The sequence below is a fragment of the Streptomyces sp. NPDC058796 genome, from assembly GCF_042745235.1.
Classification (GTDB): Bacteria; Actinomycetota; Actinomycetes; order Streptomycetales; family Streptomycetaceae; genus Streptomyces.
Genome location: NZ_JBHYOP010000017.1, coordinates 48,840 through 65,041, shown reverse-complemented (window position 1 = coordinate 65,041; position 16,202 = coordinate 48,840). Strand labels below are relative to the sequence as shown.

Annotated in this window: 13 protein-coding genes; 3 read left to right on the top strand and 10 right to left on the bottom strand. The window is 72.1% G+C overall.

The window, feature by feature from the left end:
• Positions 1 to 87: 87 nt before the first annotated feature.
• The 7 genes from ACFW47_RS32380 to ACFW47_RS32350 all read right to left on the bottom strand — a co-directional run bounded on the left by ACFW47_RS32380 (position 88) and on the right by ACFW47_RS32350 (position 7,732).
• Positions 88 to 1,110 (bottom strand): TIGR03842 family LLM class F420-dependent oxidoreductase, encoded by a 1,023-nt coding sequence (locus ACFW47_RS32380; RefSeq protein ID WP_386287619.1) that lies wholly within the window; start codon positions 1,108 to 1,110, stop codon positions 88 to 90.
• A gap of 11 nt (positions 1,111 to 1,121) precedes the next feature.
• Positions 1,122 to 2,525 carry a dihydropyrimidinase gene (hydA, locus tag ACFW47_RS32375; protein ID WP_386287617.1) on the bottom strand — a complete coding sequence of 468 codons (1,404 nt, stop codon included), beginning with the start codon at positions 2,523 to 2,525 and terminating at the stop codon, positions 1,122 to 1,124.
• 33 nt (positions 2,526 to 2,558) lie between these two features.
• Complete coding sequence (locus tag ACFW47_RS32370; RefSeq protein WP_386287615.1) at positions 2,559 to 3,401, bottom strand: nitrilase-related carbon-nitrogen hydrolase; 843 nt, start codon at positions 3,399 to 3,401, stop codon at positions 2,559 to 2,561.
• Between the two features lie 114 nt (positions 3,402 to 3,515).
• Positions 3,516 to 5,117: a PucR family transcriptional regulator gene (locus ACFW47_RS32365; protein WP_386307932.1), complete on the bottom strand. Its 1,602-nt coding sequence runs from the start codon at positions 5,115 to 5,117 to the stop codon at positions 3,516 to 3,518.
• An 80-nt stretch (positions 5,118 to 5,197) separates the two neighbouring features.
• Positions 5,198 to 6,481, bottom strand: coding sequence for an aspartate aminotransferase family protein (locus ACFW47_RS32360; protein WP_386307930.1), 1,284 nt, complete (start codon positions 6,479 to 6,481; stop codon positions 5,198 to 5,200).
• Positions 6,478 to 7,320, bottom strand: coding sequence for a nitrilase-related carbon-nitrogen hydrolase (locus ACFW47_RS32355; protein ID WP_073730463.1), 843 nt, complete (start codon positions 7,318 to 7,320; stop codon positions 6,478 to 6,480). The genes ACFW47_RS32360 and ACFW47_RS32355 overlap by 4 nt, the downstream gene beginning before the upstream one ends.
• A gap of 157 nt (positions 7,321 to 7,477) precedes the next feature.
• Positions 7,478 to 7,732, bottom strand: coding sequence for a helix-turn-helix domain-containing protein (locus tag ACFW47_RS32350; RefSeq protein ID WP_043378025.1), 255 nt, complete (start codon positions 7,730 to 7,732; stop codon positions 7,478 to 7,480).
• A gap of 63 nt (positions 7,733 to 7,795) precedes the next feature.
• On the opposite strand from ACFW47_RS32350, the gene map reads away from it, so the two are divergent.
• Both map and ACFW47_RS32340 read left to right on the top strand, forming a co-directional pair.
• Positions 7,796 to 8,572, top strand: a complete 777-nt coding sequence (gene map / locus ACFW47_RS32345) for a type I methionyl aminopeptidase (RefSeq protein WP_386287607.1) — start codon at positions 7,796 to 7,798, stop codon at positions 8,570 to 8,572.
• 912 nt (positions 8,573 to 9,484) lie between these two features.
• Positions 9,485 to 12,016 carry an ATP-dependent Clp protease ATP-binding subunit gene (locus ACFW47_RS32340; RefSeq protein WP_386287605.1) on the top strand — a complete coding sequence of 844 codons (2,532 nt, stop codon included), beginning with the start codon at positions 9,485 to 9,487 and terminating at the stop codon, positions 12,014 to 12,016.
• A 3-nt stretch (positions 12,017 to 12,019) separates the two neighbouring features.
• Here the strand turns inward: ACFW47_RS32340 and ggt are convergent, their stop codons facing one another.
• On the bottom strand, positions 12,020 to 13,822 hold the full coding sequence (gene ggt, locus ACFW47_RS32335; RefSeq protein ID WP_386307949.1) for a gamma-glutamyltransferase: 1,803 nt from the start codon (positions 13,820 to 13,822) through the stop codon (positions 12,020 to 12,022).
• Positions 13,823 to 13,966: 144 nt separating this feature from the next.
• Here ggt and ACFW47_RS32330 point away from each other — a divergent pair, with 144 nt between their 5' ends.
• Positions 13,967 to 14,734 (top strand): hypothetical protein, encoded by a 768-nt coding sequence (locus tag ACFW47_RS32330; protein WP_386307929.1) that lies wholly within the window; start codon positions 13,967 to 13,969, stop codon positions 14,732 to 14,734.
• Positions 14,735 to 14,936: 202 nt separating this feature from the next.
• Here ACFW47_RS32330 and ACFW47_RS32325 read toward each other — a convergent pair whose 3' ends face one another.
• Complete coding sequence (locus ACFW47_RS32325; RefSeq protein ID WP_386287602.1) at positions 14,937 to 15,344, bottom strand: DUF6278 family protein; 408 nt, start codon at positions 15,342 to 15,344, stop codon at positions 14,937 to 14,939.
• 77 nt (positions 15,345 to 15,421) lie between these two features.
• Positions 15,422 to 16,201 carry an exodeoxyribonuclease III gene (locus tag ACFW47_RS32320; RefSeq protein ID WP_386287600.1) on the bottom strand — a complete coding sequence of 260 codons (780 nt, stop codon included), beginning with the start codon at positions 16,199 to 16,201 and terminating at the stop codon, positions 15,422 to 15,424.
• Position 16,202: the final 1 nt, after the last annotated feature.

The following is a 16,202-nucleotide window of genomic DNA, read 5'->3' as shown; positions in this document are numbered from 1 at the left end:
GGGACGGGAGAGGCCGTGCGTGCGGTGCCGAGGGGGGTGCGCGGGTGCGCCCTGGCCCCTCCCCCGAGGGGAGAGGGAGGGGGTCGGTCAGGCGTTGACGGCCGGGATGATCCGCGTGCCGTAGGCGTCGATCACGGACTCCTGCGCGTCGTGCATGTCGTACAGCGCGAACTGGTCGACGCCGAGGGCGCGCAGGGCCTTGAGCTTGTCGATGTGCTTCTCGGCCGGTCCGATCAGGCAGAACCTGTCGACGATCTCGTCCGGCACGAACCGGGTGTCCGGATTGCCGCTGCGCCCGTGGTGGGCGTAGTCGTAGCCCTCGCGGGCCTTGATGTAGTCGGTGAGTTCCTCGGGGACCGCGCCGGTGTGGGCCCCGTACTTGTCGACGAGGTCGGCGACGTGGTTGCCGACCATGCCGCCGAACCAGCGGCACTGCTCGCGCGCGTGGGCCAGCGCCTCGGGCGAGTCGTCGGCGGTGACGTAGGCCGGGGCGGCGACGCAGATCGTCACCTCGTCCGGGTCGCGTCCGGCGGCTACGGCGGCGTCCTTGACGGCCTTGACCATGTACTGGGTGAGGTAGAGGTCGGCGAGCTGGAGGATGAAGCCGTCGGCCTCCTCACCGGTCATCTTCAGGGCCTTCGGGCCGTACGCCGCCATCCACACGGGGACTTCGGCGCCCGGCTTGATCCAGGGGAAGCGGACGACGGTGCCGCCGCCGAGGTCGGCCTCCTCTCCCCTGCCCAGCGCCCGGATGACCTTGATGGCTTCGCTGATGCGGGCGAGGGTGTTGGGCTTGCGGCCGGCGACGCGCATCGCGGAGTCGCCGCGTCCGATGCCGCAGACGGTGCGGTTGCCGAACATGTCGTTGAGGGTGGCGAAGGTGGAGGCGGTCACCTCCCAGGTGCGGGTGCCCGGGTTGGTGACCATCGGGCCGACCTTGAGTTCCGAGGTCTGGGCCAGGATCTGGCTGTAGATCACGAACGGTTCCTGCCACAGCACGGCGGAGTCGAAGGTCCAGCCGTAGCGGAAGCCGTTGTGCTCCGCCCGTTTCATCAGGTCGACGACGCGGGAGGCGGGCGGGTCGGTCTGCAGGACGAGTCCGAAGTCCATGGGCACCGCTCCTAGTTCAGGTACTGACAGGTGGCGCGCGGGGTGTAGACGCCGTGGCCCTTGCGCCCGGTGTACTCCCGCTCGGTGACGACCGGCACGCCGCGCGAGAGCACGGTCTCCACCCGGCCGGTGATCCGCTTGCCCTCGTACGCCGAGTAGTCGACGTTCATGTGGTGGGTCTCGGCGGAGATGACCTGCTCGGCGTGCGGGTCGTAGACGACCACGTCGGCGTCGGCGCCGGGCGCGATGGTGCCCTTCTTCGGATACAGGCCGAACATACGGGCCGGGGTGGCGCAGGCGATCTCGATCCAGCGGCGGCGGCTGATGTGTCCGTCGACGACGGCCTGGTGGAGCAGGTCCATGCGGTTCTCGACGCCCGGCATGCCGTTGGGGATCTTGGAGAAGTCGCCGCGGCCCAGTTCCTTCTGGCCGGTGAAGCAGAAGGGGCAGTGGTCGGTGGAGACCACTTGGAGGTCGTTGGTCCGCAGGCCCCGCCACAGGGCGGCCTGGTGCTCCTTCGGCCTGAGCGGGGTGCTGCACACGTACTTGGCGCCCTCGAAGCCGGGCTCGGCGAGGTTGTCGGTGGACAGGAAGAGGTACTGGGGGCAGGTCTCGCCGAAGACGGGCAGCCCCTCGTCGCGGGCGCGGGTCAGCTCCGCCACCGCCTCCGTCGCGGAGACGTGCACGACGTACAGGGGCGCGCCGGCGACCTGGGCGAGCTTGATGGCGCGGTGGGTCGCCTCGGCCTCCAGGAGCGCCTTGCGGACCTCGCCGTGGTAGCGCGGGTCGGTTTCTCCGCGGGCGAGGGCCTGCTCCACGAGTACGTCGATCGCGATGCCGTTCTCGGCGTGCATCATGATCAGTCCGCCGTTCTCGGCGGCGCGCTGCATGGCCCGCAGGATCTGGCCGTCGTCGGAGTAGAAGACGCCGGGGTAGGCCATGAACTGCTTGAACGAGGTCACCCCTTCCTCCACCAGCAGGTCCATCTCCTTGAGCGTCTTCTCGTTGACGTCGGAGACGATCATGTGGAAGGCGTAGTCGATCGCGCAGTTGCCCTCGGCCTTGGCGTGCCAGGCGTCCAGGCCGGAGCGCAGCGAGTGCCCGACGCTCTGGATGGCGAAGTCGACGATCGTGGTCGTACCGCCCCAGGCGGCGGCCCGGGTACCGGTCTCGAAGGTGTCGGCGGCGTAGGTGCCGCCGAAGGGCATCTCCATGTGGGTGTGGCCGTCGACACCGCCCGGGACGACGTACTTGCCGCTCGCGTCGATGACCCTCTCGGCCGTGAAGGCCCGGGCGGCCGGGGTTCCGGTGGCGGCGAGGGCGGCGATGCGGCCGTCCTCGATCAGGACGTCGGCGTGGATCTCGTCGGACGCGGTGACGACGAGGCCACCGCGGATGACGGTACGGCTGCTCATGCTGCTTTTCCCTCCTGTCGGGACCCCGCCCGGTCAGGGCGCGGTCAGCGGGGAGTACGCGCCGGGCGCGCGGTCGCGGTAGAACTGCCAGCGGTCGCGGACCTCGCGCAGCTTGCCCATGTCGAGGTCGCGGACGACGAGCTCGGTCTCCTTGTCACTCGCGACCTCGCCGACGAACTGCGCCTCGGGGTCGACGAAGTACGAGGTGCCGTAGAAGTCGTTGTCGCCGTACTCCTCGACGCCGACGCGGTTGATGGCGCCGACGAAGTACTCGTTGGCGACGGCCGCCGCGGGCTGCTCCAGCTGCCACAGGTAGCCGGACAGGCCGCGTGAGGTGGCCGACGGATTGAAGACGATCTCGGCGCCTTCCAGACCCAGCGCCCGCCAGCCCTCCGGGAAGTGCCGGTCGTAGCAGATGTAGACGCCGACCTTGCCGACGGCCGTGTCGAAGACCGGCCAGCCGGAGTTCCCGGGGCGGAAGTAGAACTTCTCCCAGAAGCCGCGCACCTGCGGGATGTGCGTCTTGCGGTACTTGCCGAGGTAGGAGCCGTCGGCGTCGATGACGGCGGCGGTGTTGTAGAGGACGCCGGGCTGCTCCTCCTCGTACATCGGGAGGACCAGGACGAGGCCGTGCTCGCGGGCGAGCCGCTGGAAGCGCTCGACGATCGGGCCGTCCGGGACGCGTTCGGCGTAGGCGTAGAACTCGGGGTCCTGGACCTGGCAGAAGTACGGCCCGTAGAACAGCTCCTGGAAGCAGAGGACTTGCGCCCCTTGCGCGGCGGCGTCGCGCACCGCCTGCTCGTGGACCTGGATCATGGATTCCTTGTCGCCCGTCCAGGCGGTCTGGAAGAGCGCGGCACGGATCACTCGGCTCATCTTCGGCCTCCACTCGCTCGGTGTGGCGCTCGGTGTACGGCGAGACTAGGGGCGGCGGGCGGCCGGACTGAGTGGCACGGTGTCACGTCTGTCGAGGTCGGGCATTGCACGGTGTCACCCCTGTTGGGCGTCGTGGGCGAGGAGCGCGATGTGTACGGAGGCGGCCTGCTCGAAGTCGTCGAGGTCGATGCCGAGCCGGCTCTGTATCGCTTCCAGGCGGCGGTAGAGGGCGGGGCGGGAGACGTGGTGGAGCTGGGCGGTGCGGGACTTGTTGCGTCCGGTTGCGAGGTAGGTGCGCAGGACGGCGAGCAGGTCCTCGTCGGGGCCGGAGAGCAGCCCGTCCAGCTCGCGTTCGGCGAAGGACTGCACGTGCGGGTCGTCGCGCAGCAGCCGTACCAGTCCGCGCAGGTGGACGTCGCGCAGCCGTACGACGGGCGGCGGGTCGAGGCCGGGCGCCGACTCGGCGACGGCGTCGGCGACGTGCCGGGCCTCGCGCAGACCGGCGGGCACGTCGTCCCAAGTCCGGGAGTCGGCCGCCGCGACCACGGCGCGGGAGGACTCCGGCTCGGAGCGCAGCCGGGCGGCGAGGTGGGCGGTGAGTGCCCTGGCGTCCTGGTCGGGGGCGAGACTGAGCAGGACGGCGACACGGTCGTCGTCGAGCCCGGCGGCGATCCCCGCCAGGCCGACCAGCCGCAGTACGCGGTCCAGGCGGGCGGGCTCACCGCCGCGTACGACCAGCGGGACGAAGATCCGCCGGTTGACCGGCAGCCCGGCGGCCCGCGCCCGGGGCAGCAGTTGACGTGCCGGTACGGCGCCGGTGACCAGGTCGGTGAGCAGGCTCCGCGCGGACTGCTCCGCCCAGGAGTCCCAGGAGCCGCCGGAGTTCTGGGCGTAGGTGCCGTGGCCGGCGAGCATGCGGTACAGAACCAGGGCCTCGGCGGCGCGGTCGGCGAGCAGGCGCCCGGCGGCCCTCTCGCCCCGGTAGCCGCACAGCACCAGCCGGCCCCAGCGTTGCCCGCGGCAGCTCAGCTCGGCGCGGATCCAGCCGTCGGCCGACCCGGCACCGGCCTGGCGGGCGATGCGCTCCCAGTCCCGCAGCACGTCGTCGACGGCCGCCCGCTCCCCCGCCGTGGCGAGGACGCGGTGGGCGAGGTTGGTGACGACGACGGGGCAGCCGCCGTGCCGGGCCACCTCGTCGAGCAGGCGCTGCACGGGGGCACCGGCGGTGATCAGACCGGTCAGTTCGGTGCGTACGGCCTCGGAGAGGCTGACCGCGGCGAACTTGCGCCGCAGCAGCCGGGACTGGACCTCCTCGGTGAGTTCGGCGAAGGGGAAGGGCCGGTGCAGGACGACCATGGGCAGTCCGCACCGCTCGGCCGCCGCGCGCATCCCGTCGGGCGGGGCGGGGAAGGCCCGGCCGAGGCCCAGCACGACGGCCGAGGCCTCGGCGCGGTGCAGGGAGCGGACGTACTCGCCCTGCTTGTCCTCGTCGCCGGCGAGCAGCACCCCGGTGGTGAGGACCATCTCGCCGCCGCTGAGCATCACGCCGACGTCGGCGGCCTCGGCGACGTGCACCCAGCGCACGGGCCGGTCGAGCCGGTGGGCGCCGGCCACCACCTCGGGCTGCCCGGCGAGCACCCGCTCCAGCCCGAGGACCTGGCGGACCGACAGGGCGGGTTCCCAGTGCTGCCGGCCCTGGTCCCAGGTGGTGGTCATGGCGGCGCCTCCTCGGCTCGGGACGCGGCTTTCGGGTGTGGTGCGGGGCGCGTTGGTCAATCGCCCTACGGGCGCGCGGGTCAGAGAGCGTGCAGGGCGCGTTCGAGGATCGCCGCGCCCTCCTCGGCCTCCGCGACGGTGAGGGACAGCGGCGGGGCGACGCGCAGGACGCTGGTGCTGTGGCCGCCGCCCTTGCCGACGAGCAGCCCGCCCGCGCGGGCCTCCTCCAGGACGGCGGACGCCGCGTCGGGGGCGGCCTCGTCGGTGCCGGGCCGGGTCAGCTCGACGCCGATCATCAGCCCGCGTCCGCGCACCTCCCGTACGTGCGGCACCTGGGCGGCGACGGCCCGCAGCCGTTCGATGAGCAGTCCGCCGACGCGCCGGGCGTTGCCCTGGAGGTCGTGCTCCAGGAGGTGGTTGAGGTTGGCGAGGCCCGCGGCCATGGTGACCTGGGTGCCGCCGAAGGTGGAGATGCTGTTGGCGTCGAGGCAGTTCATGATCTCGGCGCGGGCGATGACGCCGCCGACCGACATGCCGTTGCCGATGCCCTTGGCGAAGGTCACGATGTCGGGCGGGCCGCTGCGTGCGTGGGCCTGCCAGCCCCAGAAGTGCTCCCCGGTGCGGCCCCAGCCGGTCTGCACCTCGTCGGCGATCCACAGGATGCCCCGCTCGTGCAGCACCTCGCGGAAGGCCGCGTAGAGGCCGTCCGGCGGGGAGGTGAAGCCGCCGACGCCCTGGACGGGTTCGGCGATCAGCGCGGCGGGCGGGCGGGTGTGGCCGAGGACGTCCAACAGGTCGGCGACGCAGGCGTCGATGAAGTCCCGGTCGTCGAGGTGGGCGTAGGGCCCGCGGGTGCGGACGCCGCCGTGGACGTAGAGCGTCTGGAGCGGGGAGAGGGAGGTCGGGGACCAGCTTCGGTTGCCGGTGATGCCGACGGAGCTGAAGCTGCGGCCGTGGTAGCTGTTGCGCATCGCCAGGATCGTGTTGCTGCGCCGGTGGGCGGTGGCGAGCAGCAGGGCGGTGTCGTTGGCCTCGGTGCCGGAGGTGGTGAAGAAGACGCGGGCGTCCGGGATGCCGGAGACGTGGGCGATCCGCTCGGCGAGTTCGACCATGGGCCGGTTGAGGTACAGGGTCGAGGAGTGGATGATCCGCCCGGCCTGCTCGCCGACCGCCTTGGTCACCTCGGGCAGGGCGTGCGCGGTCATCGTGGTGAGGATGCCGCCGAAGAAGTCGAGGTACTTGTTGCCGGCGGAGTCCCAGACGTGCCGGCCCTCGCCGTGGGTGATCTCCAGCGGGTCCTCGTAGTAGAGGGCGAGCCAGTCGGGCAGGACGGAGCGGTGCCGGGCGTAGAGGTCCTTGGTCACGGCTGCACCAGCCCTTCGTAGGCGTCGGGGCGGCGGTCGCGGTAGAAGGCCCACTGCTGCCGCACCTGCTCGATGAGGTCGAAGTCCAGGTCGCGGACGACGAGTTCCTCCTTGGTGTCGCTGGCGACGTCGCCGACGAACTGGCCGCGCGGGTCGACGAAGTACGACGTGCCGTAGAAGTCGTTGTCGCCGTACTCCTCCTGCCCGACCCGGTTGATCGCGGCGACGAAGTACTCGTTGGCGACGGCCGCCGCGGGCTGCTCGAGCCGCCACAGGTGGGCGGAGAGGCCGCGGTGGGTGGCGGAGGGGTTGTAGACGAGCTGGGCGCCGCCGAGGCCGAGTTGGCGCCAGCCCTCCGGGAAGTGCCGGTCGTAGCAGATGTAGACGCCGACCTTGCCCACGGCGGTGTCGAAGACGGGCCAGCCGAGATTGCCGGGACGGAAGTAGAACTTCTCCCAGAAGCCCTTGACCTGCGGGATGTGGTGCTTGCGGTACGTGCCGAGGACGGTTCCGTCGGCGTCGATCACGGCCGCGGTGTTGTAGTAGAAGCCCGACTGTTCGACCTCGAAGACGGGGACGACGATCACCATGCCGGTCTCGCGGGCGAGCGCCTGCATGCGGCGGGTGGTCGGGCCGTCGGGCACGGGCTCGGCCCAGCGGTAGTGCTCGGGGTCCTGGACCTGGCAGAAGTAGGGGGCGTTGAAGACTTCCTGGAAGCCGATGACCCGGGCGCCCCGCCGGGCGGCCTCGCGGGCGTGCTCCTCGTGTTTCGCCACCATGGACTCGGTGTCGCCGGTCCAGGTGGCCTGGACCAGAGCGGCGCGTACGACGTTGGCCATGAGCTGCTCCTTCGACACGACGTCAGAGCCTCTACGCCCGTAGAGCAGGCCGTAGAGGGACGAACGTAAGCCTGGCCGGAGGGGCTTGCCAAGACCATCGTCGTCAAGGCGCGGTGTCGATCGCGTTTCGCACTCCTGTGGGTGAGTGCGGGAGCCCTCAGGCCGCCGCTGCGGGCTCGCACCTCCCGACCAGGTCGTCCATGGACAGCCCCAGCGCGCCGGCCAGCGCCGCCACCGTGAAGAACGCGGGCGTGGGCGCCCGGCCGGTCTCGATCTTGCGCAGGGTCTCGGCGGAGACGCCGGCCACGGCGGCGACCTCCGTCATGCTCCGTTCGCCGCGGGCCGCGCGGAGCAGGCGGCCGAGCTGTTCGCCGCGCTCGCGCTCTTCGGGGGTCAGGGGGGTGCGCACCATGCCGTCATTCTAATACCGGTGCCGCGCGACCGCCCCAATTCAAATACCGGTATAGTAATTGGCATGGTGGAACTGAAGACAGACACATCGATCGACGCCATGCACGCGGCCGGCCAGGTCGTCGCGCGCGCCCTGACCGCCGTACGGAAGGCGGCGGACGTGGGCGTGTCCCTGCTGGAGCTGGACGCGGTGGCGCACGAGGTGCTGCGGGAGGCGGGTGCCGGGTCACCGTTCCTCGGCTACCGTCCCTCCTTCGCGCCGACGCCCTTTCCCGGTGTCATCTGCGCGTCGGTGAACGACGCGATCGTGCACGGCATCCCCGACGGCTACCGGCTGCGCGACGGCGACCTCGTCTCCATCGACTGCGGGGCGACGCTGGACGGCTGGGCCGGCGACTCGGCGGTCAGCTTCATCGTGGGCGCCCCGCGCGCGGCGGACGTGACACTGATCGAGACCGCCGAGCGCGCCCTCGCGGCGGGCATCGGGGCGGCCGTCGTCGGCAACCGCGTCGGCGACATCGCGCACGCCATCGGCACGGTCTGCCGGTCGGCGGGCTACGGCATCATGGAGGACTTCGGCGGCCACGGCATCGGCCGGCACATGCACGAGGACCCGGGGGTGCCCAACGAGGGCCGGCCGGGGCGCGGGCTCCCCCTGCGGCACGGCATGGTCATCGCCATCGAGCCGATGCTGATCAGCAGCGGCCGGGACGACTACCACCCGGCCCCGGACGGCTGGACCCTGCGCACCAACGACGGATCGCGGGCGGCCCACGTGGAGCACACGGTGGCGATCACGGACAGCGGCCCCCGCGTGCTGACGTCCCGGGACGGCCTCTGACGACGCCGTGGGCCGGGCGCCGCGAGGACCCCACGAGGGCCAGGGGCGGAAGCGGCCCCCTGGCCCCCGGCGCGGGGCGCAGCACCGTGGCCCCGGTGAGGGGCGCAGCACCGGGGGCTCGGCGTGGGACCCAGCACCGTGCCTCCGATGCGGGACGCGCACCATGGCCGGGGCAGGGCGCAGCACCGTGCCTCCGATGCGGGACGCGCACCATGGCCGGGGCACGGCGCAGCACCGTGCCTCCGATGCGGGACGCGCACCATGGCCGGGGCAGGGCGCAGCCTCGTGGGCCAGCAGGAGACCCGCCCACGGGGCGGTACGGGACGCAGCGCCACGCCCCGACCCACGCGTCCTCCCGAAACGCGACACAGCACCACGACCGGGGCGGGGCCCGACACCACGACCAACAGCAGACCCGACCCCACGGCCGAAACCGGACGCAACACCGCGCCCCAGCAGAAGACGCGCCCACGGACCCAACACAGCACCCAGCACCGCACCCCCGACACACGCCCCAGCCCTCGAAGCGCAACACACCACGGCCCAGGCGGGAGCCGGCGCCGTTGCCCCGAGGGGGACGACCGGATGCCCCGGCGCGAGACGGACTCGTACCCCCGCGCGGGACAGCCACGTCAGCCCGGGAGGGATGATCCCCGCGCCCCGGCGCAAGACGGACGCCACCGCCCAGGACCAGACGAGCCCCGCGACCCGGCACACCGCGTCCGCCGCCCCGCACCGGGCGCCCGCAGCCCCCGCACGCCACGCCTCGTGCCCGGCGGCGCGGCGCTCCGCCCGCCCGGGTTGCCGGACATGCCCGCCGGAGCAGAACGTGTCATGTTGGGCATGACCGCGCCCCGACCGGGTTACCCGGCCCCGGCACGTCGACAGCGATGCAGCGGAGGTCCGTACACGATGACCAGCGGCTACATGGGCCCGGAGGGCGACCCGTTCGCGGAATTCCTGGCACGCTTCTTCGGCGGGCCCAGGCCGAGGCAGATCGACATCGGCCGGCTGCTCAGCCAGCCCGCCCGGGAGCTGGTGCGCGGGGCCGCGCAGTACGCCGCCGAGCACGGCAGCCGGGACCTGGACACCGAGCACCTGCTGCGGGCGGCGCTCTCCACCGAACCGACCCGGGGCCTGCTCAGCCGCGCCGGCGCCGACCCGGACTCGCTGGCGTCGCAGATCGACGAGCGCAGCGGCCCGGTGCAGCACCCGCCGGGCGAGGTGCCGCCGCCCACCTCGCTGTCCCTGACCCCGGCCGTCAAGCGCGCCCTGCTGGACGCGCACGAGCTGGCCCGGTCGACCGGCACCGGCTACATCGGTCCGGAGCACGTGCTCAGCGCCCTGGCCGCCAACCCGGACTCGGCCGCCGGGCACATCCTGAACGCGGCCCGGTTCGCACCGTCGTCTGGTCTGCCGACGGAGACGCCGGACGCGGCGAAGGGCCGCACCGAGGGGCCGCAGGCCACCAACACCCCGACCCTCGACAAGTACGGCCGCGACCTCACCGACCTGGCACAGCAGGGCCGGATCGACCCGGTGATCGGGCGCGAGGACGAGATCGAGCAGACCGTCGAGGTGCTCTCCCGGCGCGGCAAGAACAACCCGGTGCTGATCGGTGACGCGGGCGTCGGCAAGACCGCCGTCGTCGAGGGGCTGGCCCAGCGCATCACCGACGGCGACGTCCCCGACGTGCTGATCGGGCGCCGGGTGGTCGCCCTGGACCTGACCGGCGTGGTCGCCGGCACCCGCTACCGGGGTGACTTCGAGGAGCGGATGAACAACATCGTGGGCGAGATCCGCGCCCACTCCGACCAGCTGATCATCTTCATCGACGAGCTGCACACCGTCGTCGGCGCGGGCGGTGGCGGCGAGAGCGGCTCGATGGACGCCGGGAACATCCTCAAGCCGGCCCTGGCCCGCGGCGAGCTGCACATCGTGGGCGCCACCACGCTGGAGGAGTACCGCCGGATCGAGAAGGACGCGGCCCTCGCCCGCCGCTTCCAGCCGATCCTGGTCCCGGAGCCCACGACCGCGGACGCCATCGAGATCCTGCGCGGCCTGCGCGACCGCTATGAGGCCCACCACCAGGTCCGCTACACCGACGAGGCGCTGGTGGCGGCCGTGGAGATGTCCGACCGCTACCTCACCGACCGCCGGCTCCCGGACAAGGCCATCGACCTGATCGACCAGGCCGGCGCCCGGGTGCGGCTGCGGGCGCGCACCAAGGGAACCGACGTACGGGCCATGGAGCGCGAGGTCGACCAGCTCATCCGGGACAAGGACCAGGCGGTCGCGGACGAGCAGTACGAGCAGGCGACGCAGCTGCGCGACCGGATCGTCGAGCTGAAGCAGCGGATCACCGAGGCCGACGGCGGTGGCGAGGCCGACGAGGGCCTGAACCTGGTGGTCGGCACCGAGTCCATCGCCGAGGTGGTGTCCCGGCAGACCGGCATCCCGGTGAGCAGCCTCACCCAGGAGGAGAAGGACCGGCTGCTGGGCCTGGAGTCCCACCTGCACGAGCGGGTGGTCGGCCAGGACGAGGCCGTACGGGTCGTCTCCGACGCCGTACTGCGCTCCCGCGCCGGTCTCTCCAGCGCCGACCGGCCCATCGGCAGCTTCCTCTTCCTCGGCCCGACCGGCGTCGGCAAGACCGAACTGGCACGGGCGCTGGCCGAGGCCCTGTTCGGCAGCGAGGACCGGATGGTCCGGCTCGACATGAGCGAGTACCAGGAGCGGCACACGGTCAGCCGCCTGGTCGGCGCCCCGCCCGGTTACGTCGGGCACGAGGAGGCCGGTCAGCTCACCGAGGTGGTGCGCCGGCACCCGTACTCGCTGCTCCTGCTGGACGAAGTGGAGAAGGCCCACCCGGACGTCTTCAACATCCTGCTCCAGGTGCTGGACGACGGCCGGCTGACCGACTCGCAGGGCCGCACGGTGGACTTCAGCAACACGGTCGTCGTGATGACCAGCAACCTGGGCTCCGACGTGATCACCCGGCGCGGCGCCGGCATCGGCTTCGGCGCCGGCGGCTCGGAGGCGGACGAGGAGGCCCGGCGCGAGCAGGTGCTGCGCCCACTGCGCGAGCACTTCCGCCCCGAGTTCCTCAACCGCATCGACGAGATCGTCGTGTTCCGCCAGCTCAGCGGCGAGCAGCTGCGGCAGATCACCAGCCTGCTGCTGGAGGAGACCCGGCGCATGGTGCACGCGCAGGGCGTCACGGTCGACTTCACCGACGCGGCCGTGGACTGGATCGCCGAGCGCGGCTACCAGCCCGAGTACGGCGCGCGGCCACTGCGCCGCACCATCCAGCGCGAGGTCGACAACCAGCTGTCCCGGCTGCTCCTCGACGGCCGCATCGCGGAGGGCGGCCGGGTGACGGTCGATGTCGAGGACGGGCGGCTGGCGTTCCGCACGCCGCAGCAGCCCGTCCCCGAACTGTGAGCCCTAGCGCACCGGCCTGACGACCATCGCCGAGCCGCCGCCGCGTCGTTCCTTCTCGGCGGCGGCCAGCCACTTGCCGTTCGGCAGCCGCTGCACGCCGGTCGCCGCGCCGATCTCCGGGTTGCGCTTGAAGGAGTGCCCGATGGCCTCCAGTTCCTCCCGCAGGCCACTGTCGTAGAGCCCGGGTTCGAGTTCCGTCTGCGCGGCGTTGCGCTGGCTGGCGCGCGGGGCGGCGATCGCGTCGACGAGCGGGAGGCCGCGGTCGATGACGCCGGTGAGGGTCTGGAGCACGGTGGTGATGATGGTGGCGCCGCCGGGCGAACCGACGGCCACGACCGGCTTGTGGTGCTGGTCCAGCACGATCGTCGGCGCGATGGAGGAGCGCGGGCGCTTTCCGGGACCGGGCAGGTTCGGGTCGTGGACGGCCGGGTTGGCGGGGGCGAAGGAGAAGTCGGTCAGCTCGTTGTTGAGCAGGAAGCCCCGGCCGGGCACGGTGATGCCACTGCCGCCGGTCTGCTCGATGGTGAGCGTGTAGGCGACGACGTTCCCCCACTTGTCGGCCACGGTCAGGTGCGTGGTGCTCTCGCCCTCGTACGTCGTCGGCGCCGCCGTACCGCCGTCCGCGCAGGGGGCGGGGTCGCGGGGGTCGCCGGGCGCGAGGGGGCTGGTGAGGACCGCGTCGTCCTTGACCAGGCACTCGCGCGAGTCGGCGTACCGCTGCGACAGCAGCTCCTTCGTCGGTACGTCCTCGAAGGCCGGGTCGCCGACCCAGCGGCCGCGGTCGGCGAAGGCGATGCGGCTGGCCTCGATGAAGCGGTGCAGGTAGCGGGCCTTGCTCGCCTGGGAGAGGTCGGTGCGCTCCAGGATGTTGAGGGCCTCTCCGACCGTGGTGCCGCCGGAGGAGGAGGGGGCGATGGAGTAGACGTTCAGGCCGCGGTACGAGGTGCGCGTGGGCGCCTGGAGTTCGGTCTCGTAGGCCGCGAGGTCCTCGGCGGTGAGGTCGCCGGGGCGGGCGTTCCAGCCGGAGTCGGGGTCCACGGGCGGTTCGCCCACGGTGTCGACGATGTCCTCGCCGAGTTCGCCGTGGTAGATCGCGTCGACGCCCTCGCGGGCCAGCTCCTTGTACGTGCGTGCCAGGTCCGGGTTCTTGAACGTTGAGCCGACGACGGGGAGTTCGCCGCCGGGGAGGAAAAGTTCGGCGGTGTCCGGGAAGTAGCGGAACCGCTGCTCGTTGGCGGCGGTCTGGGAGCGGAAGGTCTCGTCGACGGTGAAGCCGTGCCGGGCCAGGCGCTCGGCGGGCTTGAGTACCGAGGACAGCTTCCGGCTGCCCCACTTGTCCAGAGCGGTCTGCCAGGTGGCGGGCGTGCCCGGGGTGCCGACGGCGAGGCCGCTGCTGACGGCGTCGGCGAAGGGGATGGGCTCGCCGTTCTCCGTGAAGAGGTCCTCGTCGGCGCTCAGCGGCGCGGTCTCGCGGCCGTCGATCGTGCGTACGGTACGGGACTCGGCGTCGTAGTAGACGAAGTACCCGCCCCCGCCGATGCCGGCGGAGTAGGGCTCGGTGACGCCGAGGGCGGCCGCGGTGGCCACGGCCGCGTCGACGGCGTTGCCGCCCTTGCGCAGCACCTCGATCCCGGCGGCGGAGGCGTCCGGATCGACGCTGGCGACCGCGCCGCCGTACCCGACGGCGACCGGGGTCTTGGGGACGGCGGGACTGCTCTGCGCGGCGGGTGGCGCAGCCGCCCCCACCGACACCACGGCGGCCGAGACCGCCAGGACCGTCAGATTCCGTGCGACAGGGCGACGCAGCATCCGCACCTCCAGGGAAAGGCCGTCCGGGCAGCTTAGTTGAACGTCATGGTCGCGTCAGGAACGCCTGGAGAACGCATACGAGACGGTCCCGCCGCGGCCCGTCGAACACCGGTACGCCGACGCCCGCTAGCATGCGCGCCCATGACTGACGACGTACGCAACATCGTCCTGGGCGTGGTCGCGGCGGGCATCAGTGCCGCGCTGGGCTGGCTGGCCCGCACCTACCTGTGGAAGCGCAGACTCCGGCGCAAGCAGGCGTTCTTCGGGCTGCCGGACAGCTCCGAGTCGCTGCTCGTCGTCAACCGTGACCCGGCCGCCACCGAGCCGGCGGTCCACCGCTTCGACGTCTTCGCACTGCTGGAGCTGGCCGCCCTGATCAAGGACTGCGGTGCCCATACGCAGGTGGTGACCCAGGACATGGTCCACCAGGGCTTCGGCGAACGCACGGAGTTCTGCGTGGGCGGGCCCGGGTCGAACCGCCGGATGGCGGCCCACATGGCGGCCATGCTGCCCGGGGTGCGGGTCAACGTCGACCCCGAACCCGGTCCGGACCGCGGCGCCTTCCAGATCGGCGCCGAGCGCTACCGCATGGACCCGGGCATCACCGAGTACGTCCTGCTGGCCCGGCTGACGGCCGGGGACCGGCGCGAGGCGCGGCCCGCGTTCCTGTTCTGCGGGCAGCGAGCCATCACCAACCAGGCCGCCACCCGCTACCTGGCACGGCACCACGAGAAGCTGGCGCGCAAGCACGGCACCAACTCCTTCGTACTGCTGCTGAAGGTGGTCAACTCTCAGGCCTACGGCCCGGACGTCGTCGAACTCGTCGGAGACGTGACCCGGGCGGCGACGAGCCCCCTGCCGGCGCCGGCACAGACGCAGGCGACCCGCAATTCCCACCGGGCTTCCTGAGCCCGGTGTGCAGCTGACCTTCTCCTCGGCCGCGGACGCGCCGTCGCGGTGTCCGTTGCGCCGCGCGAGCAGTGATCTCCGGCTGCACCTTGCGTGTGCCCCTGTGCGTTCGTGTGTGGCCCGACGACCGCAACATACCGGGAAGGAAGGCACCTTTGCCGACGACACGCACCTTCCGGGCAATAGCCCTATTTACGGCAGATCACGCTTCCGCGACTTCGCCGTACAGCTGCGAGAGTTCGGGAGCGCCGTCCGCCGCCCAGGCGCGACCGGAGGCCACCACGTCGAACTCCCGGCCGGAAGCCAGCCGGACGACGGGCTGGCCGTCGGGCCGGATGGACCAGGCGGCACCCGGCACGGTGCGCACGATCACGGTGCCGAGGTACAGACCGGCGTCGTTGCCGAGCCAGTCCAGGATCTCGGCGTCGCCGCGCCACCGGGGCAGCATCTGGTCGAGACGCTCCAAGGAGACCTCGGAGTCGTCGAGTCGGACCCCCTCCCGCAGCGCCTGCGAGCGCAGCAGGTCGCAGTCGGCGAGCAGGTCGCCGATCCCCTCGGCGTCGTGAACCCGGGGATCTTCACGCCGTCTGCCGAGGAAGGGGATGTTCATACCTCCAGATTGTCATTCGTGCCCCGGTGCGCACCACAGGGCGCGCGGAAACGACGGGCGGCGGGCGTGGCGGGTGGCTACACCTCCAGGTCCACCACGACCGGTGCGTGGTCCGAGGCGCCCTTCCCCTTGCGCTCCTCCCGGTCGACGTAGGAGTCGGTGACGGCCTTGGCGAAGGGCTCGTTTCCGTAGACCAGGTCGATGCGCATGCCTCTGTTCTTGGGGAAGCAGAGCTGGCGGTAGTCCCAGTAGGTGAAGGGGTGGTCGTACTTCAGCGGGCGCGGCACCACGTCGGACAGGCCGGCACCGCGCAGGGAGGCGAGGGCGGCGCGCTCGGCGGGGGTGACGTGGGTGGAGCCCTCGAAGGCGGCGCGGTCGTAGACGTCGTCGTCCGTCGGCGCGACGTTGTAGTCCCCCATCACGGCGAACGGGCGGCTGCCGGCCGCGTCACCCTCGACGGCGGCGCGCAGCGCCTCGAGCCACTGGAGCTTGTAGGCGTAGTGCGCGTGCTCCACCTCGCGGCCGTTGGGCACGTACACCGACCAGACGCGGACCGGGCCGCAGGTGGCGGAGATCGCGCGGGGCTCCTGCGCGTCCTCGTAGCCGGGGTCGCCGGGCAGGCCCTTGACGACGTCCTCCAGGCCGACGCGGGAGAGGACCGCCACGCCGTTCCACCGGCCGGTGGCGTGCACCGCCGCCTCGTAGCCCTTCTCGCGCAGCTCGTCGAAGGGGAACTGCTCCTCGGCGACCTTGGCCTCCTGGAGGCACAGCACGTCGGTGCCGCTGCTCTCCAGCCAGGCGAGGAGCCTCGGCAGGCGGGCGGTGATCGAGTTGACGTTCCAGGTCGCGATGCGCATG

Coding starts and splice junctions, on each gene's coding strand:
- map (WP_386287607.1), top strand. CDS start 7,796: ATGGTGGAACTGAAGACAGACACATCGATCGACGCCATGCACGCGGCC.
- ACFW47_RS32365 (WP_386307932.1), bottom strand. CDS start 5,117: ATGACCACCACCTGGGACCAGGGCCGGCAGCACTGGGAACCCGCCCTG.
- ACFW47_RS32340 (WP_386287605.1), top strand. CDS start 9,485: ATGACCAGCGGCTACATGGGCCCGGAGGGCGACCCGTTCGCGGAATTC.
- ACFW47_RS32325 (WP_386287602.1), bottom strand. CDS start 15,344: ATGAACATCCCCTTCCTCGGCAGACGGCGTGAAGATCCCCGGGTTCAC.
- ACFW47_RS32350 (WP_043378025.1), bottom strand. CDS start 7,732: ATGGTGCGCACCCCCCTGACCCCCGAAGAGCGCGAGCGCGGCGAACAG.
- ACFW47_RS32355 (WP_073730463.1), bottom strand. CDS start 7,320: ATGGCCAACGTCGTACGCGCCGCTCTGGTCCAGGCCACCTGGACCGGC.
- ACFW47_RS32380 (WP_386287619.1), bottom strand. CDS start 1,110: ATGGACTTCGGACTCGTCCTGCAGACCGACCCGCCCGCCTCCCGCGTC.
- ACFW47_RS32370 (WP_386287615.1), bottom strand. CDS start 3,401: ATGAGCCGAGTGATCCGTGCCGCGCTCTTCCAGACCGCCTGGACGGGC.
- ACFW47_RS32330 (WP_386307929.1), top strand. CDS start 13,967: ATGACTGACGACGTACGCAACATCGTCCTGGGCGTGGTCGCGGCGGGC.
- ACFW47_RS32320 (WP_386287600.1), bottom strand. CDS start 16,201: ATGCGCATCGCGACCTGGAACGTCAACTCGATCACCGCCCGCCTGCCG.
- hydA (WP_386287617.1), bottom strand. CDS start 2,525: ATGAGCAGCCGTACCGTCATCCGCGGTGGCCTCGTCGTCACCGCGTCC.